At 40.0% G+C, this 22,582-nt stretch carries 19 protein-coding genes; 1 reads left to right on the top strand and 18 read right to left on the bottom strand.

The window, feature by feature from the left end; all coding sequences use genetic code 11:
* Window positions 1-8 precede the first annotated feature (8 nt).
* The 17 genes from ACTNES_RS03825 to ACTNES_RS03905 form a co-directional block, all read right to left on the bottom strand.
* Entirely contained in the window at window positions 9-650 is a 642-nt protein-coding gene (locus ACTNES_RS03825) for a MerR family transcriptional regulator (protein WP_195565315.1), read from the bottom strand.
* A 153-nt stretch (window positions 651-803) separates the two neighbouring features.
* Window positions 804-2,117 (bottom strand): Na+/H+ antiporter NhaC family protein, encoded by a 1,314-nt coding sequence (locus ACTNES_RS03830; protein ID WP_441038542.1) that lies wholly within the window; start codon window positions 2,115-2,117, stop codon window positions 804-806.
* A gap of 90 nt (window positions 2,118-2,207) precedes the next feature.
* Window positions 2,208-3,062 carry a YitT family protein gene (locus ACTNES_RS03835; protein WP_291816129.1) on the bottom strand — a complete coding sequence of 285 codons (855 nt, stop codon included), beginning with the start codon at window positions 3,060-3,062 and terminating at the stop codon, window positions 2,208-2,210.
* Window positions 3,063-3,249: 187 nt separating this feature from the next.
* The gene (locus ACTNES_RS03840; RefSeq protein ID WP_441038543.1) at window positions 3,250-3,903 is read right to left on the bottom strand and encodes a zf-HC2 domain-containing protein; all 654 of its coding nucleotides are present in this window, start codon (window positions 3,901-3,903) and stop codon (window positions 3,250-3,252) included.
* Between the two features lies 1 nt (window position 3,904).
* A complete protein-coding gene (locus ACTNES_RS03845) occupies window positions 3,905-4,414 on the bottom strand; it encodes an RNA polymerase sigma factor (RefSeq protein ID WP_117674928.1) in 510 nt (169 codons plus the stop codon).
* A gap of 282 nt (window positions 4,415-4,696) precedes the next feature.
* Window positions 4,697-9,136: a hypothetical protein gene (locus tag ACTNES_RS03850; protein WP_441038544.1), complete on the bottom strand. Its 4,440-nt coding sequence runs from the start codon at window positions 9,134-9,136 to the stop codon at window positions 4,697-4,699.
* Window positions 9,129-9,869 carry a DUF6063 family protein gene (locus ACTNES_RS03855; protein WP_288788308.1) on the bottom strand — a complete coding sequence of 247 codons (741 nt, stop codon included), beginning with the start codon at window positions 9,867-9,869 and terminating at the stop codon, window positions 9,129-9,131. Before ACTNES_RS03855 ends, ACTNES_RS03850 begins: the two co-directional genes overlap by 8 nt.
* A 5-nt stretch (window positions 9,870-9,874) precedes the next feature.
* On the bottom strand, window positions 9,875-11,509 hold the full coding sequence (locus ACTNES_RS03860) for a hypothetical protein (protein ID WP_291811149.1): 1,635 nt from the start codon (window positions 11,507-11,509) through the stop codon (window positions 9,875-9,877).
* A 165-nt stretch (window positions 11,510-11,674) separates the two neighbouring features.
* Window positions 11,675-12,295 (bottom strand): DUF3786 domain-containing protein, encoded by a 621-nt coding sequence (locus tag ACTNES_RS03865; protein WP_441038546.1) that lies wholly within the window; start codon window positions 12,293-12,295, stop codon window positions 11,675-11,677.
* Window positions 12,296-12,371: 76 nt separating this feature from the next.
* Window positions 12,372-13,301, bottom strand: coding sequence for a calcium/sodium antiporter (locus ACTNES_RS03870; protein WP_416386418.1), 930 nt, complete (start codon window positions 13,299-13,301; stop codon window positions 12,372-12,374).
* Window positions 13,302-13,651: 350 nt separating this feature from the next.
* A complete protein-coding gene (locus ACTNES_RS03875; RefSeq protein WP_441038548.1) occupies window positions 13,652-14,632 on the bottom strand; it encodes a Wadjet anti-phage system protein JetD domain-containing protein in 981 nt (326 codons plus the stop codon).
* Window positions 14,633-14,748: 116 nt separating this feature from the next.
* Window positions 14,749-15,210, bottom strand: a complete 462-nt coding sequence (locus tag ACTNES_RS03880) for an NUDIX hydrolase (RefSeq protein ID WP_118759269.1) — start codon at window positions 15,208-15,210, stop codon at window positions 14,749-14,751.
* A gap of 84 nt (window positions 15,211-15,294) precedes the next feature.
* On the bottom strand, window positions 15,295-15,960 hold the full coding sequence (locus ACTNES_RS03885) for an energy-coupled thiamine transporter ThiT (RefSeq protein ID WP_025580146.1): 666 nt from the start codon (window positions 15,958-15,960) through the stop codon (window positions 15,295-15,297).
* 565 nt (window positions 15,961-16,525) lie between these two features.
* Complete coding sequence (locus ACTNES_RS03890) at window positions 16,526-18,667, bottom strand: sensor domain-containing diguanylate cyclase (RefSeq protein WP_441038549.1); 2,142 nt, start codon at window positions 18,665-18,667, stop codon at window positions 16,526-16,528.
* Between the two features lie 361 nt (window positions 18,668-19,028).
* A complete protein-coding gene (locus ACTNES_RS03895; RefSeq protein ID WP_441038550.1) occupies window positions 19,029-19,745 on the bottom strand; it encodes a site-specific integrase in 717 nt (238 codons plus the stop codon).
* 57 nt (window positions 19,746-19,802) lie between these two features.
* Entirely contained in the window at window positions 19,803-20,114 is a 312-nt protein-coding gene (locus tag ACTNES_RS03900; RefSeq protein ID WP_441038552.1) for an Arm DNA-binding domain-containing protein, read from the bottom strand.
* An 11-nt stretch (window positions 20,115-20,125) separates the two neighbouring features.
* Complete coding sequence (locus tag ACTNES_RS03905) at window positions 20,126-20,320, bottom strand: helix-turn-helix domain-containing protein (RefSeq protein WP_257465675.1); 195 nt, start codon at window positions 20,318-20,320, stop codon at window positions 20,126-20,128.
* 231 nt (window positions 20,321-20,551) lie between these two features.
* On the opposite strand from ACTNES_RS03905, the gene ACTNES_RS03910 reads away from it, so the two are divergent.
* Window positions 20,552-21,034 carry a helix-turn-helix domain-containing protein gene (locus ACTNES_RS03910; RefSeq protein WP_288700440.1) on the top strand — a complete coding sequence of 161 codons (483 nt, stop codon included), beginning with the start codon at window positions 20,552-20,554 and terminating at the stop codon, window positions 21,032-21,034.
* A 271-nt stretch (window positions 21,035-21,305) separates the two neighbouring features.
* Here the strand turns inward: ACTNES_RS03910 and tuf are convergent, their stop codons facing one another.
* On the bottom strand, window positions 21,306-22,499 hold the full coding sequence (gene tuf, locus ACTNES_RS03915) for an elongation factor Tu (RefSeq protein WP_119234119.1): 1,194 nt from the start codon (window positions 22,497-22,499) through the stop codon (window positions 21,306-21,308).
* Between the last annotated feature and the right edge of the window lie 83 nt (window positions 22,500-22,582).

Consider the following 22,582-nt stretch of genomic DNA (forward strand, 5'->3'; position numbering starts at 1 on the left):
GAATGTATTCAATACTTAGAAGCTTCATCCTCTTCTCCTCCTTCAATCTCTTTCATGCGTCCTGCAAGTGCTGCCAGGATTCCTCCGATGATCACAACCGGTATGGCGATCAGAAATATCAGCAGTCCGGTCGGTATGGGATCTTGTGTATTGGCCCACAGCATAAGCCCTATCACAAATCCCATAAACAGGATCATGACTACTGCTCCAATGATCGCTCCTGTCCTTCTTTTCTTACGGATATCTGTTTTCTTTATATCCATAAACCTTGCACCCTCTTTCTCCATCTGCTCGATTTCTTCCAGACAGTTCTCGGCATTCAAGGTATCCAGGGACTGATGCTCTGCAATCAGGCGCTCACACATTTCCTGCATTTTCACAAGGCCCTCCCTGCGGCGTTCCAGTTCTCCCAGGTGCTGTTCCAGACAAAACTGCAGGCTTTTCCTCTTTTCAAAAAGAGCTCTCATCTCTTCTATGGAAATATCCATCTTCCGGAATAATTTGATTTCCTGAAGTCTGGCAATGTCTGCCCTATGATATTCCCGGTATCCGTTCTCTGCACGCTCCACATTCAGGAGGCCCTGCTCTTCATAAAAACGGATATTCTTTCTGGTGATGCCTACCAGCTCTTCCACCTGTTTGATCTTCATACTGCTACCTCTTGCTTTCCTGACAGCAGATACAGCTAATCCGCTGCTCTACTGCCCTGTCTGTGCTTTCTTTATACTGCTTCCACAAGGAGGAAGGTCAAGTATTTTTTGAGAGAAATTGAAAAAAATATAGCTTCCGGCAGGGGGAATCTTTTAAGCTCCTGTACGGTCTGAACCTCTCATAATTGTGATCAGAGAGCTGAGCAGCAATAACATGGGATAAAATAATTTCGGCATGATCTGAAATGTAGAAATCTCACCACCCAGCTCGTTCACTGCTGAGATTGCAACCAGCATCTGTGCACCATATGGAATCACTCCCTGGAAAACACAGGAAAAAGTGTCCAGTATGGAAGCTGTCTTTCTCGGTGTAATCCCATACTCCTCTGCCATTTCCTTTGCGATAGGGTTTGCCATTACGATCGCCACTGTATTATTGGCAGTGGCAATATCCATAGTTCCTACCAGAAGTCCCATTCCAAGCTGTCCGCCCTTCTTTCCGCGGAAAATTTTATGGATCCAGCCAAGAAGCGCATCGAATCCACCATACTCACGTATCAGCGCACACATGGCAGCTACCAGGATTGCCACCATACAGGTCTCAAACATTCCGGATACACCGGATCCCATATTTTTCAGGATCTCTACAGGTGTGGTATGTCCTCCGATCAGCATGATAAATGCTCCGGATACGATTCCTGTCAGCAATACCACAAACACATTGATTCCAACAATTCCTCCGATTAATACCAGCACATATGGTATTACCTGTGTCAGATGATAGGGCTGGATCACACGGCCCTGGATTTCTGTCTGAAATGACAGGATCAGAATTAAAATCAGCGTGGCAACAGCTGCTGGAAGAGCGATCCAGAAGTTTTCCCTGAATTTGTCTTTCATCTCACATCCCTGACCATTACATGCAGCAATCGTCGTATCTGAAATAAAAGAAAGATTGTCTCCAAACATAGCTCCACCCATAACAGAAGCCACACAAAATGCCAGATCAAATCCTGATGCTGTGGAAACTGCTGCTGCGATCGGTGTCAGTAGGGTAATGGTTCCCACAGAGGTTCCCATGGCCACAGACACAAAACAGGCAACTATAAACAGCACAGATACTGAAAATCTGGCAGGTATCAGGCTCAGCATACAATATGCAACACTCTCAGCACTGCTTCTTCCCACAACTCCTACAAAAGATCCGGCTGCAAGGAAGATCAGAAGCATGGTGATGATATTTTTGTCCCCAACTCCCTGTGCCATGATTTCCAGTTTCTTATCAAAATCCAGTGCTCTGTTCTGCAGACAGGCAACCAGGATTGCAGCCAGAAATGCTACTACGATCGGCACATTATAAAATCCCATGGGGATTTCCATCACATACTCAAACAAAATGCCCAGTCCAAGGTATAATACAAGAAATACACCAATGGGAAGCAAGGCAATTCCTTTTCCTTTTCTCATCTTTCATCCTCTTTCTAGCATAATCTCTTTATGGTTATAAAATCACCCTGCTATTCTATCATACCCACAGCTTTCCTGCCATAATATTTCTCACAGCTTTGGCTGATAGCGCATATCCGATACATTGTAAACCGTCACAAAGGCCTTTGGATCTTCATGATTGATGTAAGCCATCAGCTTCTGATATTCTGTTTTGTCTACGATCGTGATGATCTCATTGCGTTTCTTCATATTATAGGCACCTGTCGCTTCATAGATCGTCGCTCCGCTGTGCAGATCTTCGATAATGAATTTACGCAGTTCTTCCTCTTTCTGAGTGATGACGCAGACACGACGTTTAATATTATGGTCAAAGATAAAGTGATCCAGGACCATACCATTAAAGTATGTTCCGAGAATACTCAGCACCACTGTCTTCTTATCATATACAAGCGCTGCTGAAAGAGCCACGCACATACCGGAAAGAGACATTGCTTTTCCCAGTTCCATGTGAAGATATTTGTTCATGATCTTTGCCACAATATCCAGTCCGCCTGAGGATGCATTTCTGTTAAAAAGAATGCTCAGTCCTACACTAACTACCAGAATATAGCACAGCACATCCAGTTCCTGACTGTTGGTCATAGAGCCAAAATCCGGGAATACTTTCTCAAATAGTCCTAGAAACAGGGGCAGAACGATACTGGTGTAAACCGTTTTTACGCCAAATTCGCGTCCGCAGGTGATGAAGCCAATGATCAGAAGTACCACATTCAAAATCATGGTGATTGCAGACAATGGTAAAGGTACAAAGTTTGATAACACGATACCAAGACCGGAGATACTGCTTACAGAGGTATGGCTCGGCACCAGGAAGAAATAAACTGCTGCCGCAATGATTGCTACCGCACCTGTCAGGATCAGCGCTTCCTTTATGATATCTGCATAATTTAGTTGTTTTTTCATAGTTAGGTTTCCTGTCTTTCTTTCCATATTCTTGTTCTATTGTAACATATGGAAAGAGAATGTCCATCAGCAATTACAAAAAGAGGCTGCCTTTCATGACAACCTCTTTATAAATCCTTATAACCTATAGAAATCTCTAAAATTCGCTTTCATATTTTAGAGCGTGTTTGAAAAATACTCTAATATTTTATCCTAACGGCTCTGTATGTTCTTCAGATAAATAAGCTTTCTGTTCTTCCTCCTGAGCTTCCCAGATTGTTGTTGTCGTTCCATCCTTATCTACATACACTTCTTTTATCTCATCTTTTTTCAGAATATCATGAAGATGATCATATGGATAAAAAATACAGCTTACATATTTTTCCCACAAGCTCTGTTCAAAATGGATAGTCATTACACCTGTTTCCCTGTCTAAGGATGTTCTCCAGCGATAATTTCCTTTTATATTTGTTCTATATGTTACTTCATCTTTATTATCCTCAATAATAGTTATCCCTGCATCTTTGTAGCTGATATATGTGACATGTTTATTCATGAACGTGAACACTGCCACAAAGCAAACTATGGTTGCTGCTATGGAAAGCAGGATTGTTTTTATCTTTCTTTTCTTTAAAAACTTTCTGAAACTCTTCAGATCATTTGCTTCATGGCTGCTTTCTTTTGTCTGTGCAGAGATTTTCATATCATTTTCAAGGTCTGCCTTTGTCTCATGATATACTCGTTGGCAGATTTCGCAGTTTTGCAGATGTTCTTCTACAAGTTCTTTTGTGTCATCACTTACCACATCATCAATGTATAATGGCAGAATATCCTGGATCACATTACAGTTTATTTTTTCCATGTTACTTTTCCTCCTGACTTATCTGTGCTCGTATCATCTGGCGTGCACGATGGTAAGTTACTCTTGCCCATCCTGCACTTTTCTGATAGCATTTTCCGATCTGCTCAAAGGAGAGCTCACCGTATATCCGCAGGTGAAATACTTCCCTGTAGGGTTCCGGTATCAGTTCTGCATAGCGTTTGAGATTCCGAACTGTCTCATCCTGCACGATCTGATCCAGTACGGCCGGGGATGTATCCTGCATGGAATCCTGCATTATTTCTGAAAATTCTTCACCCACATAGATTTTATTTCGCCTGCAATAGCGGAAATATGTATTCTTCGCAATTACAAATAGCCATGCACGGATATCCTTCCTGCCGTCAAATTTCTCAATATTATTCATTGCCTTCAGGAATGTTTCCTGGGTGATCTCCTCTGCCAGACTTTCATTTTCGGAAAGTGCCCGGATATAGAGAAAGACATCATGGAAATACTTACGGTAGATTGTTTCGATTTCTGATTTTTCCATTCCTGCTCCGTGTATTTTTTATTATCCTACTGCATCTTTCGGGATTTTTAATAGCCCGGTCTTCTTCCATTGAATGTCTGAATATGGTCCTGATTTTGTTTCATCTGCATTGAATATTCCAAAATATCGTTTCATGATGATCCTCCTGTCTGCTGTATCATTATTTTATCTGATGTCTTTCTATATAATTAAGTCACAGACAGAAAAAACGTTACAAAAAATAAAAAAGAATCCCCTGCAGTTTGCTTTTCGCAGTCTCTGCAAGGGACTTACCTGATTTAGTTAAAACAACAGCTCCATCTGATCCCCCACTTCAATTCTTGCAGTGACAAGTTCATCCGGTTCTTTCCCTCTTTTATGTTCAGCTTTCAGATACTGCGTACCGCCTCTCAGACTTGCAGCGATCAGATTCAGCACATATATATTGTCAAAACGATTATAGATGGACTCTCCGCCCAGACCGGTAAGACAGATAAGCTGTGTGTTGCTCTTTTTTGCCATATCCATCAGTGGGATCAGCAGATGGGAGGCATTGGTCTGTGCGAACGGGTTGTCCATGATCAGAACCTTTCCCTCATTTTTATCTGCAAAAATGTCCGTATCATCCCGTCTCATATAATACAGAAGGCTGGACAGGATTACAAATGCAGACAGGAATCCTTCTCCGCCTGAGTTTCTGGAAACCTCCTTCCAGGTAATCGGATACTCTCTCTGGGCTTCGATCTTATAAAGATGGATCTGTACATTTCCGATTCCTACCACCTGATCATAGAGATTTCTGGTAGTAATACCGGAACCGAAAAACTCCTGTGCATTTTCATTTTTCTCGAAAAGTTCCACGCCTTCCATGGTGATCTTATCAATAAAGTCTTCCAAGCGCAGACGATAAAGCCCTGCATTTTCTTCCCAGTCCGGAAGCTGGATCTTTAACATTTTGATATTTCTTTCCCTGATGGTGATGGTTGAATTATGGTCGATTTTTCCAAGGTTACTGTGGATTTCCCGGACATAATCCTCCAGAAGTTCTGTGATACGTTCCTTCTCCCTCTCTACTACAGAAATATCGACCTCCAGCTTCTCCATAAGGCTGTCATAGGACTGCACTGTAGTTTTTAACTGAGTCAAGACACGCACTGCATCATCGGAAAGCTCCAGCATCTGTTCCAACGGTTTCCTGTAAAAATCATCCTGAAAGCTTTCCATACGGACAATCTTATTCAGTGTCCGCACCAGTTCTTCCTTTTTCTGTCTGGTTTCTTTCATTTTCTGATTATAATCCCTGATCAGGATTCCCTTGCAATTTCTTAATTCTTCCGCAGACAGATTCTCCGAAACCGGCTCATGGTCTTCTGCAGCCGCAGGAATCAGTTCATTATACTCTGATAAGGCAGTCAGATTCTCTTCATAGCTGCGAAGCTTTCCGCTTAAAAACTCCTCCTGCTTCTTCTCTTCTTTCTTCTCATAAAGAAGCTGGTTTTTCCTTGCCTGAAAATCCTGTCCCTGAATCTCATCCTTTGGCAGAGGTTTCTCCATACCGCAGACAGAGTGGATTCTTTTTGTCAGTTCGCTGATCTTACTCTGGGCCACTGCTGCCTTTTTATCTGCATCATTCCACTGCATATCCTTTGTCTGGATCTTTCTGCGGAAATCTTCCAATACTCCCTCCTGGTGTGACTCTTCTTTTCTGTCATAGATCACGCCTGACCACTGTTCAGGCTTTAAGTGATATTTTTTCTGAAGATAATCCAGATCTTCCTTTTCCCTCTGGTAACGTGCGGCAGACCTTCTCTCCTGCTCTTCCAGATTCTTCAGTTCCTGTGAAAGAACAGAGGTGATTGCTTCATAACGTGCTTCCATCTGCTCCGTTGACATACTGTCAAATCCAAACTGCTGACTCTGCTGTTTCCTGACCTCATCTGACTCTCTGCTGCCTGCCTCATATGACGCATATCTGGTATATTTTTCATCCAGTTTGTCTTTTTCTCTCTCCAGCATATTCAGATTATGCTCCAGAGTCATTTTCTCCTCCAGAAGCTTTTCCTGTCTGTCCTTTGCAAGCTTCTGGTTTTCCCGGAAACGAGTTTCATCCTTTTTACATTTTTCAAGCTCATTTCGATTATTTTCATAGAAAGCGTAATCTTTTTCCAGCTGGGAAAAATCTTCCAGACGCTGTTTCTGACGGTCAATTTCTGCAGCGGATTTTATGAGCAGATTCTGCAGCTTTTCATGTGCTGTTTTCAGGCTGTCAAGCTCCTGTGCTGCATCACGGATATCCTTTTCCAGAGATTTTTTCTCTTCCTCAAGAGTTTTCAGAAGCTCCTGGATTTCTTCCCATTTTTCTTTTGTCACAGATTGATTTTTCAGGGTTTCCTGACGCTGAAAATACTCTGCGTATTCCTTTTTGCGCTGATCTACAGCCTGATTTAGCTTCTCCAGTTCTTTCTTTTTCTCCCAGATCATTGCCTGAAGCTTTTCTTCATCCAGGAGGTTTTCATTAAACAGAATATAAAAGCTGATTCCAGGGAAATTTACGATTTTGTCTGTATACTTTTCCTGAAATTCTTCTATTTTCTCACGCTCTACAATAGGCACAGGGAAGGATGTGCAGACGTTTCTGTCGTTTCGTCCCAGCTTCTCGATTTCCTGACGGGTAAGGATCAGAGCATATGGCAGAAATGGATTCTTACGGACCAGCATCTGGTTTTTCTTCTGGGAGTATCCGTTCTTTTTCAGCCATTCCATACCATAAACTGTGTGGATTCCCAAATCATCCAGTTCTTTCTCCAGCTCCTCAGGAAGCTCCAGGACCTTTCCGCTGGTAAGGCTTAAATATTCTTTTTCCAGAGAATCCTCTTCTTTTTCCAGATTTCGCCGCAGCTCCTCCAGCTCACGCAGCTTTCGCCCAGAGTTCTCCAGTATCCTGTCAGTATCCAGAAGATAGCGTTCCTCCATATCCAGATATTTCAGGATATTCTTCCTTATTTCCAGTTCATTCTGATAGAGCTGATAGGTATGTTCCTGGTTCTCTGTCTCTGACTTTTTATGAATCAGAGCCTCTTTCTTATCCTCCAGACTGCGCTCCTGACGTCGTATCAGTTCCTTGTCAGCTTCCCATTTCTTCTGATTTTCTGTACGTTCCCTCACTGTTTTTTCCAGTTCCTGTTCGTACATCTGTCGACGGATTTCCAGTGTTCCGGCTTCATAGATTCCCAGAATATTTCGTACTAATTCTTCCTGATACTTGGCATTATACTGGTTTTCCAGACGGGTATAGGATTCTATCTGACTTTCCAGTTTTCCTTTTCTGCCAAAGCAGTCACGGATCTTTTCTTCCAGTTCCTCGGATCTTTTCGCCTCATCCTGTGCTTCTTTTCCCTTTTTCTGTATATTTTCAGACAGGTTTTCCTGCTGTTGTCTGTTATCCTGAATACGTTCTTCAAAAATGTTTTTCAAGGTCAGGCCAAGTACTTTTCTCTCCGGCTCCAGATCAGCTCCCTGCTGTCTGGCAACTGCGATTTTCTCCCTGAGAAGATCCAGTTCCCCTTTTTCTTCTGATACAGAATCCTGCTGTCTGGCATATTGGAGAATATGAAGCTTCTTCTCTGTCTGTTCTGCCTGTCCCTGAAGGTTTTCACGCTCCATATCGATCATATCACGATTTCCGATATGAAGATTCTTCTCTTCCTCATAGTCATAGACCTGGCTGGAAAGCTCCTCGTATTCTACTCTGGAAAGCTTTTGATCCAGACCTTCCAGCACTTCTTTTGCATGATCATGAGCTTTCTCAGTCTGGCTTAAGAGTCCATTTACATCATGGATAAACCAGGCAATTTTATTCTGCTGTTTTCCTTCCTCTGTCTCCGCATTCTGATACTCTTCTGCCTGAGTCTGAATCCCATTTGCTTCTTCCTTAAACTGACGGATCGTGTCTCGCCGTTTGATTTTGGAACGGTTATCCTTATACTGTCCTGCATATTTTTCCAGAATAGACTGGAACTCTTTAATGCGGTTTTTGTCCTTATTCAGCTTGCTCTCAATAGCCTCAAGAAACCATTTTTCTGTCAGTCCTTTTTCATCTCTGCAGTCAGCAAAAAGATCTGACAGACCGGATTCCTTCAGATTGATTTTCTTAATAATGGTTTCCCATTCTTTATAATTAATCTGATATTCCATCAGCTTATCGAAGTACTGGCGGGACTGGGCATAGTTTGTCAGATCATAATAAAAGAACTTCATATCCCTGTCTTTTTTGTAGGTTTCAAAAAGCTGTCTGCAGGAGTTAAAATTCTTCAGGATCATCTCTTTTTTGCCTTTTTCCACTACAGGAAGGTGGTGGATATCCTGAATACAGGGGCTCTGATATTCACTGACAATTCCAATAATATCCAGATTCTCTTTTCTGTCCTCTTCCATATCCTGGGATTTTCTGACCATAAGACCTGTGAGAACATAGCCTGCTCCCTGATCCAGTGCCCATTCCACCAGGATAAAGGATGGCTTATTGGTAGTAAAATAGCTTTCAAATAATCGGTCTTTGGTATTGCGATATCTTGGATGCACAAAGGGCGCAGTCAGCATCTGGACAAGAACAGATTTCCCACCGCCGTTCTGCAGAGAGATCAGTGTGCTTTCTCCATTAAAGTGCAGAGTTTCATCGCTGATACGGTATGCATTGTTATTATAATTCACGTTGATCAGACGCACTGCATTAATCTTACTCATCTTTTGCCACCCCCAGTACTCTCAGAACCCGCTGGTAATTGTTCTGGTTCAGAAGATTCCAGTCCATAAAATTATCCAGCTTTCTGGTTGTTTTTATCATCTCATCCTGCACCACATACTCGATCAGTCCCTGTTTCTGAAGGAACATCAGGATATTGTAGATAAAGCCTTCCTTGGTTGTCTTCATCCTGGAACCTCTGTCATCAGACTTCAGTGCCTCATAGGTTTCGTAAAGGATTTTGAAAGAAATCCCTGCGGTATCTTTGGAGTTCTTTCCATCTTCATCCTCTTCAGTGGCAGTCTCTTCTGCTGCCCCTTCCTTCAGGCGGGCAGAAAGACAGTTCATAAGATCTCCCACTCGCATATATTCTCTGGATTTACTGCTGCTCCCCTGTCCGTCAAAGAATTCTACCAGCAGCGTAAGGATTACAAACTGTGACAGATAATAATCCTTGTCCGTTGCCCCGGATTTGCACAGTGTACTTTTAAGCTGCTGCTTGGAAAAACCAAGGAAATTGTTCTCCTCTTTGGGAATCAGATAAATCACATTCCCGTATCGTTCGATATTGCAGCCGGCGATATCACCCTGAGATTTCACCAGATTCCTGATTGTTTCTTCTTCTGCATATGCCTTATATAAAAGCAACTCATCTTCTTCCCGCAGCTCATGATGTTCCAAGAGATAATAAAATATCTCCTGACTAGTGCGGATTTCCTCTGCTTCGTATGCCATATCTATTATTCCTCATTTCTCATGATTCGGATCAGGATATTAGAACATCGAATGCTTTTTTTCACTCCGTTTTCGCTGAAAACATTGTCAAAGGTGACTGTGCTTCCGTCTTCTATCCTGTATATCTCTATTTTACCGATTTTTTTATCTGAAAATCTTTCTTCAGAAAGCTGGAGCAGCATTTCGTTGAGCTGAAAATCTGCTGTCTGATCCTGGATAAATTCACTTCGTTCCTTTTTCAGTGCTTCCATATTGATCTCTTTATTCCGTATCAGCTCCACCATGATCTCTTTAAAAATTTCAACATTTGGGATCAGTTGCTGCTGCATTTCTTCTGCATTTTTCTCATTCTCCTGAATATTTTTCCAGATATCAGAAAGGGAAATTTCACCTTTTTCAGATGCCTGCTCCAGCAGAAATCCCAGACTGCTTTCATAACGTTTCAGCTTCTGTCTGCGTTTCTCTTCCTGCTCTTTCAGATATGCATCTTCGTCAAAATCCAGCATCTCCTCAGTGTCCTCGTCCTCATTTCTAACAGACGGTTTCTGATATAATAAAGCTTTATTCAGGTTATAAACCTTATCCGGTTCCCGGTTGAACAGCGGTCTTAAAAAATAGTCCAGATTTCCCAGTGCCGACGGATTCTCCAGCACTTTATCATAGAAATCATTGCGCATGGAAAATCTCCGGATCAGTGACATCTGCGACAATGCTTCCAGTTCTCTGGTATAAAGTGCCTTCAGGTCAAAATGACTGCTCAGGATTTTCTGGTGCTCATCAATGGTTCTGTTCAGGTAACTCTCAATAATACGGAGATTTTCCAGGTTCTCCTCTTCCTTTTCGCCCAGACGGCGCACATTGATGTTCTCTTCTTCCAGTTTCTTTACCCTGCTTCGCACCAGTTCCCGGTATTTCTGGAATTTTTCTTTTGTGTCACTGATCGTATCCAGATTCTCCAGAAGGATTTCCTCGTAATCCTTTACTGAATAATTCAGGGCATTTCTGCGGATTTTTCCCATAGCTTCCTGAATCTTCTGAAGCTGGATGCGCATCAGGTTAAAAACATTCTTAATCTCATCCACAGCCTTATCATAGCTCTGTTTTTCCAGATGCATCTGGAAGATCATTTCATGGATGGTAAGCTTCATATTATTTTCTATTTCAAGGGTGGAAAGTATCAGATTGTATCCGTCGTCTGTAAGATAATAAGAAGTTCTGCGAACCTCCTGATCCAGATACACGATCCGGTTCGCCACATAGCTGATATGCATGACATGATAATCGTTCTCTTCAAAATCATAGCCGTCAAAATACATGGCACGGCCTTCATTTGATAAGATCACATTGACAACAAAATCTCCTAATTTTCTGCAGTCATCATAAGAGATTTCTTTACCCAGATACCTGGTATTGATGGTATCAATATAGGCTCCGATATCATCCATAGTACAGTTCTCTTCCCGCAGAGACTGCTCCATAATATAAAGCATTACTGCAAAAATAAGATTCATCTGTTCATCAAATTTCAGAAAGCCAAACTGTTTCCAGGATGTCTTCTGAATACTGTTTTGGATAAGAGCACCGTACAGACCTACATTTTTCATTCGTTTTGGAAAGTTTTTCAGAAATTCGTATTGCAAAGCTGCCTCCCTGGGTTAAATATGGTTTGTACCCTGTTGTTTCTATAGTATAAATTTGCGTAACTGCACAAATCCTGTATCAGAAATCTGTAGTATTTAAAATTTCCTGAGGGACATATTTATCCGCTTCCATATATCCCCTCCGAGGGATCGGCTACAGTGTATTCAGCCGATTGTCTGCAGTATAGCCTTCAGAAGATCCCCCTGAAGATAATAGGTCGTCTCAAAATGAAGATATGATAACGATACTTTATCCCACAACAATAAGATCTTTGGCGGGAATTCTTCATCCCCATCCCAGAACTGAAGCAACACAGAGAAATCCGGAAGAACAGGCATTTCAAATGTCAGATCTGCCCCTGCCAGACTCTTCGTCTGCTTTCCTCCCAGACAGATACAGGCCTGCTTTACCTCTTCCACTTTGCCGGAAAATGCTCTTGCATACTTTTCCACAAAAGGATCTGTTGACGGACTGCTCCCGGCAGTTACAAACCTGCCCACAGGCTGCCACTGCCCGGTAAGAGGAGGCAGTATCTCCTGCCCGGAACAGCAGAGAAAATCATAGATTGTCATAACAACTGTATATTCTCTGCAGTCCGTCCATTCTTCGCCTGTGGCATATTCAATAGCACCGTTTCTGCGATTGATCCGATATTCTGTTCCAATATATTTCAAATACAGATATTCTTCATCGTGTTTCAAACCATATTTCTTTATCAGCTTATCCTGATCATATTTTAAAAACAACTCTCTTCCTATATATACCTGTTTTTCATAATTATCCATAATATACTTTATTCCATTTCTTATTTTAATCGAATCAAGTGAGTCCCCTGCGGAGGTTGCAAAAAGCAATTATTCGTTATACCAGACATAAATACAGGAAATATGCGACATAACACAACAGCATAACCACACCACAGGGTTTTCTTAATTCTTTATGTCTGAATGTACCAATCCAGAGTATTACTCCGCACAGAACTGCAATTACAGTATCAATAATAAATTTACTCTCAAACGGCACAGTACAGATGAGTGCTGTTGTACCGATAACAAACAAAATATTAAAAATATTGCTTCCGACTATATTTCCAATGGCAATTCCTGTATTTCCTCTTCTGGCTGCTGTTACTGATGTGACAAGTTCCGGAAGAGATGTTCCCAGTGCAACAATTGTCAGCCCGATAAATCTCTCACTCATGCCAAAATAACGGGCAATCTCCGTTGCTCCGCTGACAGCAAAATCACTGCCCTTTACGACCAGAATTCCACCGATTACCATCAGGAGCATACATTTCCATACCGGATTATCCTTTGCTTCTGCTTCTTCCTGATCGTTCCCTTTCTTTGCCATCACAAACAGATATCCCAGATATATCAGAAACAGTATCCAGAAAATCACACCTTCAATAAAAGTCACCTCTGAACCTGTGATACCAAAGATCAGCAAAATAATTGTTATCACTGTCATAAACGGAATTTCGTAAAGAAGCGTGGATTTTTGAATCGCTACATTCGTAATTACTGCTGTGATTCCCAGGATGATGAAAATATTCAGGATATTACTTCCGACTACATTTCCAATGGTAATACCTGCATTCTTATTTATTGCAGCAGTAATACTGACTGCTGCCTCCGGCATGCTGGTTCCCATTGCTACAATGGTTAATCCAATGATCAGCTGCGGAATTCCCAGCTTTTTCGCAATACTGGCTGCACCCTCCACAAACCAGTCTGCACCTTTCACCAGAAACAAAAAACCTGCCAGCAAAATAATAACCTGTAAAAACATCATTTCTACCTCTCTTTCTTTTATTACGTACTCACAAAATCAAATATAAAAAGATTCCGGAATACATTTATTTTGCAGTAGGTATAAAAAAAGAGACTCCTACTGCATTCACAGTAAAAGTCTCGCAATTTCATCACTTTCCGAGTTATATGTTTCAATAACTGTCCTGACGAAGAAGTGAACCGAATCTACCCGGCAAGCTACTCCCTTTTCACAGGTATATTCTAACAGACTGTCTCTTAAAAATCAATTATTTTTTATCATAAGATTCTCCATAATATAAAGAAGCCGGTTACTGTTCACTCCGTTCTCAGCATCAAAGAAGCCACCGCCCTGTGTCAGAATCTGCATCAGAAATCTGCAGTATTTAAAATTTCCTGAGGGATATATCTGTCCTTATCCAGTATAGCTTCCATTTTTTTGACCATTATTTCATCAAAACAGGAGAAAAATTGTGTACTGATATTTCTGTTCTGATGCTCCTTTGTCTCCGGAAGTTCAGTTATCTGTTCTGCTTTTCCAAGCATAGCCTGATATGCCGGCACAAAAGGAAGGATTTTCCATCTGCTGCGAAATTTTTCTGCCAGATTTTCGTATATACCGATGCCCTCATAATCCAGATCCCCGAAATAATAAATTGTATTCTTCGGATGTTTCATATAGGGTTCCGCACACAGATCAAAATCCTGAAAAGAACGGCTAATGCCCTTTCCGGCACCATAAATCAGAGTTCCGATTTCTGCACCAAAAATTTCCGTATGTCCATTCAGCAGGTAATTGCGCATACTGAAAAAAGGATCTTTATTTTCCAGAATCAGGATATTCTGCGGCGTATTTCTTGTATGTGTATAATATGAAAGGGGCTCTGTTGTCCTGTAGACATTCAGAGCCTCCACATTAAGTCCGCAGCGTTTCAGAATCTTCTTTCCCTGCTCTCTGTCCAGAAATTTCTCTCTGTGCCATATTTCAAAGCTTCTTTCATTCAGAGATTCCGGTGTCAGTAAGGCATCTGCATATTTTTTCAGATATTCATTCAGCATAAGTACCCAGATTCGGTCTTTCTCATATGTATCCGGATGCGCCAGATAATAATCCACGGAAATCATGGTAGAAAAGGTATATTTTATTTCTTCTATATAATTGCTGTAATCCTTCTGTTCTTCTACCATCCAGTATTCGCGATAAAGCGCCGGCTTCTTGCCATTGCTCTTAGAAGCCTTCACAGGTTTTATCTGACCTTTTTCCAGTAATTTCATTATGTATCCATACTGTTCCGAGTAGGCAAGATCCTGCCTGGTATGAAGAAGGTCATCCAGCGATATTCGTTTCATTGATAAATTCCTCCAGAGCGGGTGAATATTCGTCCCACCCGCTTAACTTATTGCTTTTCGCAACCTCCGCAGGGGACTTACTTATTGCAGTTCCATATGGAATTGCTATAATTCGGTTAATATAAATTTACTTGTTTATCTACGAGTTTTTCCCCTTCATACTGCAATTTTAAAGAAAAAAATCGCTCATCCCCTGAAAGAAGCAAATCAAGAAAAACTCTGTCACCTTCCCATGTGGGAAGTGTCGGCACAATAGCTTTATCTATCCAGTAAAGTTCTCCTTCATTGCATTCTGTTAATTCACCAATATATTCGTTGGCTGTAAATACACACATAAGCTCCGGTTCACATTTATCGCTTATAAATGTAACCAGACCTCGAAGTTTATAAGATGTCAGCGTTAATCCTGTTTCTTCTTTCACTTCACGCAAAAGACATTCCTCAGGGGATTCCTGACCCTCTGCATGTCCGCCGACTCCAATCCACTTTCCCTCATTTATGTCATTGTGCTTTTTTATCCTGTGAAGCATCAGATATTTGCCATTATTTTCTATATAGCATAAAGTCGTTATTGTCATTCTTACACTTCCCTAAACAAAATTACCATACCAAATGTTCTGAGTACCGGGCAACGACACATCCCTGTTGCCAGACAAAACAAACTACTGCAGTGCGGCACGCTTTACCTGGGTCAGTGCCTTCGACACCGCAGGTACTGAAATAATGATTACCGTGATAATGCCCTCTGCCAGCAGATAGCTGTAATTGTATAAGATCGGATATACGGCTGTCAGAGATTTCGGGAAATTGTCCGGCATATAGCTCATCCAATAAAGATAACCGCCCAGAGAATGAAAAGCTCCTCTGGCAATTACAGCTATTATGTATCCTTTCAGAAGTCCATGACTCTGTTTTGCAAATAATCCTGCCAGTCCAAGTGCCGCAAATGCAAGTATGTAATCACAGCACACCTGAAAAAATGAAAGTATATAAGGCTCCTGGATAAACTGCAGGATTCCGTAAGCAAACCCAGCCATAATACCTGTTCCAACCCCATACCAGTTTGCGATCAGAACAATAAAAAGCATACTGCAAAGAGTGACGCTTCCTCCCCACGGCAGTTTGAAGATTTTCAGATAAGACGTGATAAAAGCAAGTGCAATAGCTACGGCACAGAATACCAGTTGTCTTGTGGTAAGTTTTTTCTTGTCTGAATTCTTCCCTGCAAAATAAATCGCCAGGAAAAACAAAATGATTCCGGCAATAACTGTAATCACATATCCGGCAGTTGTAAGTCCGCCATCAGCAGTTACCATAAAACCAAACATAAAACGACCTCCCTCTTGTTATTGATTTTTGTGTAATTGATTTTATCTGTTGTTCAGATACTAATTTATTATAAGGATTTTATCATTCTTCGTCAATTATTCGTCGCTTACGTTTTCAATTTATTCGCTATTCTTTACAGCCTTATTTTAAACTTTTTACACAACAGAAAAACCCCGGAAACCTTACGGTTCCGGGGTATCTTACGTTTGGACACAATGTACCTTGCGGTACTCTATTTATATAATTAAGATGTTATGCTAAAATTACTCGATAACTGTAGCAACACGTCCTTCCAGAGACATTTAATATTTCTGCCAACTGCTCCTGTGTAATGCCTTTTTTTTGCGAAGTTTTTTTAAAAAATTCCCGATTTTTACTTGGTCCACCTCAACTCCTCCTTTCATCATCAAATATAGAATCTGTTATCTGCAAATAACACGACACAAAGCGAGAAATGTCGTATTTTCACTAATAGACACAGTTGTCTATGCGTTTTTCATTTTTTCAATTATACAAACTGAAAATTGTTGGGTTCTTTACATAGATTAAATATCAATTTATAAATCAAACTCGTCTTCTATCTTTTCCTGTTCGTCTATAATATTCATCCTTATCTGCATACATCAACTTATCAGCCATTGCCTTAATTTCTTCAAAATTAAGTTCTATATGTTCTGAACAAACAACTACTCCCTTAGACACACTAAGTTCAGAAATAAGATTTCCTTGGAAGTTTTCAGTTAAATAATCAAATGTCTTAACTGCATCCTGTGCTTCTTCTCTCGTTCCTCTCAGTAATGCAACAAACTCATCGCCACCTACACGATACGTCCTTCCAAGACCTGAGAATGCATTATCCATACACTTCGAAGCGCCAATAATTAACTCATCCCCTGCTTCATGACCAATATTATCATTAGCTGCTTTTAAACCGTTCAAATCCATCATAATAAGAACGTATTCTATTAAGTTATTATTTTTCTTGATTATTTCACAGTCAACTTCAAACCCTCGTCTATTATATAAGCCTGTAAGCTCGTCCTTTATAGATGCTTCATATCTTCTGTTGTATGCATCCTTTGCCTTCTTCTCTCTCATACTAATAATAACAAATGAAGTTGCCATTATTAATACGCCTGCAATAAAGATTAAAACAATTGGAAGTATAATTTTATTTACATCCAATTTAACAGGATTATTATCTCTTATTACTATATACCCATCAAATCCTTCGAGATACTTGGTCATATAACAGCCATTCTCCGATAACTGATAATAAAAATCATCATCTGATATATTGCCAAAATATGAATTATCCAAGTAGCCTGTTTCTATAGAACTTACATCCGTATCAACCTGTATAAGTCCATCATGATTAACTAAATATACTTTGATATTGTATTCTTCCTCGAACCTGGCAAGTATGTCTACAAGGTCATTCATATCAACTCCGACACCACATGCTCCCAAAATGTCTCCATTCGTGTCAAAAATACCGTAATTAATAAACACCGAAAGACTCCAGTTATTATCTTCATCAGTATCAACATTAACTGTATATCTTTTCCCTGAATCCAAGTAATCCTTATACCATATATCATGGCTGTCATTTTCAACATCAAGATACCTACTTATTCCACTATATGTATAATATGCTCTTGTTTTATCCGAAACAACAAATACCATTTTATAATCAAATTCATTACCAATGGATACCAGACGATTAGTTATATCGTCTTTGACACTCTCCGCCTCTTCTCTGGTTTTCCCCTCTATGTAGGTTCTTATATCAATATCACTGCTAATCGTCTGAGAAACAGTAATTAGCTTAATAAATTCATTCTCAACCTTTGCTGAAACCATCTGCGCAATTGTTCTGCTCTGTATTTCAGAGTTTTCCTTAGTTACCTGCTGAATCACATTCACACATGCTATGATGGAAACACTCATGCTAAGTAGCATTATGATAAACATAATAACAGCATCAAATCTGCTGTCATTAATCATATTCGTATGTTCATCCCCATTATGAGACCAATCATACATATATGCAGCAAACATTACGAATGAACCTATTCCCAGTCCTAAATTGGTTATAGAAAATCCATAAATAAAGGACTGTACAACTGTTGCAATTATTGGAATAAACGAAAACAGCATCATTGAAATGAAGCTTCGTTTTTTCAAATACTTTCTATACTTAATCGCCATACCTGCTCCTATAAATATGACGACAAGTGATATTAGTGTATATACATACCAGGAATTATTCCTGTGATAATAATTTGCCTCATCGAAATAATACATCCATGGATAAAACAAATTAACCACAACAATGAAAATATTAATGCACGAAAAGATATTGGCAATTTTAACACTATTGCCACTTACTTCAGCACCTTTTTCAACAAAAACAGAACTAACAAACCTAACATAGGTATTTGCCATTGCTATGTTCATAGCAAATACCATAAGATTAGCAATTCTAGTTACTAAAATATTAAAAAGACCAAGGTTACCTCTAAAAATATATGCCAAAGTCTCTCCAAAAAACAGAACTGTAGCAATAAAAAATAATCGAACGAACATCCTCATACTCTTCTGTTTTGGATTATTTGCTTTAATTGAAACAAATATTATTAGACAGAACAAACAAAAGAACATATCCATTGTTGCCTGTGCAATTTCAAGACTTGTAATATTCATCTATTTTTCTCCTCGTCGATTGATACTCTTTTTTACCTTATATTTGAATTGATGGATAATGCTTGTTTTTTTATTCTTATACAAGATTACTGTTTTTTCTTCAAAAGGTAAATTTATCAATTCTGCAACTTCCGATTTATCTCTTACATTTTATCATATTCTATCCCAAAACTCTATTCTTAGATTGCCAAAGAGCAGCCTTCCGACTGCCCGTCCGGGCAAGTCTCTGATGAACAGATATTCGGGAATTGTCGTATTTCCCGATTCGTGATATACTGAATCTGCCAAGATGGTATATCAGTGAATCTGATTATCAGAGAACTTGCTCAGATTATTTATCTGGGCTTTTTCTTTTGCCTTTTCAACATTCATCTCTTTCTTCTCCCAATCCGGTAACTACATTTTCATTATCCAACAGATTTGCAATCTTCCTCTGCTGATTTGGATAAAGATGTCCATAAGTGTTCAATGTGATACGAATATCTTTATGACCTAATCTGTCCCGAATCAGTAACGGTTTTACACCTTTCTCAATGAGATAAGCCACATGGCTATGCCTGAGATCATGCACTCGAATTTTCTTTACGCCTGCCAGTTCAATCTGCCGTTTCATCTTATGCTGTACCGCTTCCTGAACAACTGGAAACAATCTTTCCGTATCCGGCATTCCGTAGTGACCATCTACAAATTCCTTAATTTCCTCTTTCAGGAATTCTGAAATTTCGATTGTCCGAAAGGACTGTTTTGTTTTTGGTTCTGTGATAATATCGTACATTCCTGTTCGATAATAAGTCTTATTGATGCTAAGCTGATTCTTTTCAAAATTGATATCAGCTTTTGTAATCGCAAGCAGCTCCCCGATCCTGCACCCAGTCCAGAACAACATCTCAAACATAAGATAATATCTTGTTCCCGGCTCCATTGTCTGTATAAACTGTTTGTACTCGTCCAGTGTCCAGAAGTTCAAACTTCTTGAATCTGAATTTCCCATTCGTTTCACTTTCTTGCATGGATTAACCGGCAAGTCATAGATTTTAGCTGCATGTGTAAACAGACTGGTCAACTGATTCTGAATCATTCTCAGATAAGAATCTGAATAGTCTTTTTTCTAAATTTCATTCTGCCACTGAATAATCTATGAAGCCTTGATTTCACTTATCATCTGATTTCCGAAGTATGGAACGATATGCTGTTGCATCATATATCTTTTATTTTTGATTGTTCGATCTTTCAGATCATTTTGTTTGTCTGAAAAATAAATCTCAATAAAATCGCTCAGCTTCATATCCATACTTCGCTCATTGCTCAACTTTTTGCTTCGTTCAAACTCCAATGCTTCTCGCTTTGTTTCAAATCCACGCTTTCTGCGTTTTTTCTTCTCACCCATGACATTTGTCTCAAACCACTGGGCTGTCCATTTTTTTGTGTCTTTTTCTCTGTAAGCCATATTGATCCTCCTTAATTTCCTGCTATTTCATAGCCATACATCTTTTTTGCCCAAAACGCCTTTGGTATTCTTCCAGCCATCGTAATATATCCCTGTGCAGCCAGTTCCTTATTCATAGCTTTCACCAGTTTATAGGCATGAGATTTTGAGCAGTTTAATTCCTGTGCCACTTCATCAGCACTCATCATATAATTGTAACTTGCCATATTGCCATCTCCTTTCCTCGCCAGATTTTAAATACGTTTACTGTAATTTATATCTGTATGATTTTCGTAAATTGATAATATCATGTATTGCCGTCGTTGTCAATATTTCGTAAACGTATTTTTACGAACTTCGTACACTATTTTTTCTTTATTTTATTTAAGGTCTGTGCTATGATATTTTATAGATTTATGTTTTTCGTAATTTTGTAATATATGAAAAAGGAGGATTCTATGGGCGACGGTAAAAATTTAAAGAAATATCTTGATGAAAAAGGCACAAATGTTCGCAAAATTGCAAAAGCAACCGGTATCAGTGCCACAACTTTATATTCAATTATTCAAAAAGATTCCAATATTCGATTTGATTTTGCATTAAGACTTGCAAATGAATTGCAAATTGATGTGAATGAGATATGTTCTGCCAGTCCATTTTCCGGCACAATTAAGGAAGAAGAGATTTATCCTACACTTCCAGACGGTTTGAACGGAGCATTAGACGCAAGTCGTGTAAAGACTTACTTAAAAAATTCTATGTATCCGCTGATGTACCTTTTCGGTAAGAACAGTATGCCTGATGTAGATAATCTGCTTACATCGTTCTATCAGCTTGATGATGAAGCCAGACAGGAAATTGTGGAAACTATCCGTCTGAAACTACAATATCATCGTGATCCGGAACGTGCTGAACAGATCAAACAGATCAAAGGCTGGTAAAAAAATTACTCCTGTGAATAGCAAACATTCGCAGGAGTTTCTTTTTGGCACCGTTTTGGCACCGCTGGTCTGATTATTCGGTTTTTAGTTTGTTTGTGCTTCGTCTTACTGATTAATTTTCTGTTTACTTTTATCTTGAAAACTCATAGGTGATTTTACTTTCCACTCGACAGAAAAACCCCGGAAACCTTACGGTTCCGGGGTATCTTACGTTTGGACACAATGTACCTTACGGTACTCAATATATATAATTTAAGATGTTATGCTAAAATTATTCGATAACTGTAGCAACACGTCCTGATCCAACAGTACGTCCACCTTCACGGATAGCGAAAGTAAGACCCTGAGCCATAGCGATTGGGTGGATCAGTTCAATTGTCATTTCGATGTTATCTCCAGGCATGCACATTTCTGTTCCTTCTGGAAGGTTGCAAACACCTGTTACGTCTGTTGTTCTGAAGTAGAACTGTGGACGATAGTTGTTGAAGAATGGAGTATGACGTCCACCTTCATCTTTTGTCAGAACGTAAACCTGAGCTGTGAATTTTGTATGGCATGTGATTGTTCCTGGTTTAGCAAGAACCTGTCCACGCTCGATTTCGTTTCTCTGAACACCACGAAGAAGTGCACCGATGTTATCACCAGCCTGAGCTTCATCAAGAAGTTTACGGAACATTTCGATACCAGTTACAACAACTTTACGTGTTTCTTCTTTGATACCAACGATTTCAACTTCGTCAGATACATGAAGTACACCAGCCTCTACTCTACCAGTAGCAACTGTACCACGACCTGTGATAGAGAATACGTCCTCTACAGGCATTACGAATGGTTTATCTGTGTCACGCTGTGGGTCTGGAATGTAGCTGTCAACAGCATCCATAAGTTCCATGATCTTGTCTCCCCACTCGCTGCTCGGATCTTCAAGAGCTTTAAGAGCTGAACCCTGAATTACCGGGATGTCATCTCCTGGGAAGTCATACTCGCTTAAGAGTTCACGAATTTCCATTTCTACCAGTTCAAGAAGTTCTTCATCATCAACCATATCACATTTGTTCATGAATACAACGATGTAAGGAACACCTACCTGACGGGAAAGAAGGATGTGCTCTTTAGTCTGAGCCATAACACCATCTGTAGCAGCAACAACGAGGATAGCACCATCCATCTGAGCTGCACCTGTGATCATGTTCTTAACGTAGTCAGCATGTCCTGGGCAGTCAACGTGTGCATAGTGTCTATGCTCTGTTTCATACTCAACGTGTGCTGTAGAAATTGTGATACCACGTTCTCTTTCTTCCGGAGCTTTATCGATGTTAGCGAAATCTGTAGCTGTGTTACCAGCAACTCTTTCAGCCAGAACTTTTGTGATAGCTGCAGTTAAAGTTGTTTTACCATGGTCAACGTGTCCGATGGTACCAATGTTACAATGCGGTTTTGTTCTCTCAAACTTAGCTTTTGCCATTTTAAAACGTCCTCCTTAAAACTTTGGCTCTTATATTATTATAGAGCATCTTTTTCGGTTTTAAACTTGCTATCCTTGATTAT

The sequence above is a fragment of the Blautia sp. HCP3S3_D9 genome (assembly GCF_052063845.1).
Classification (GTDB): Bacteria; Bacillota; Clostridia; order Lachnospirales; family Lachnospiraceae; genus Blautia_A.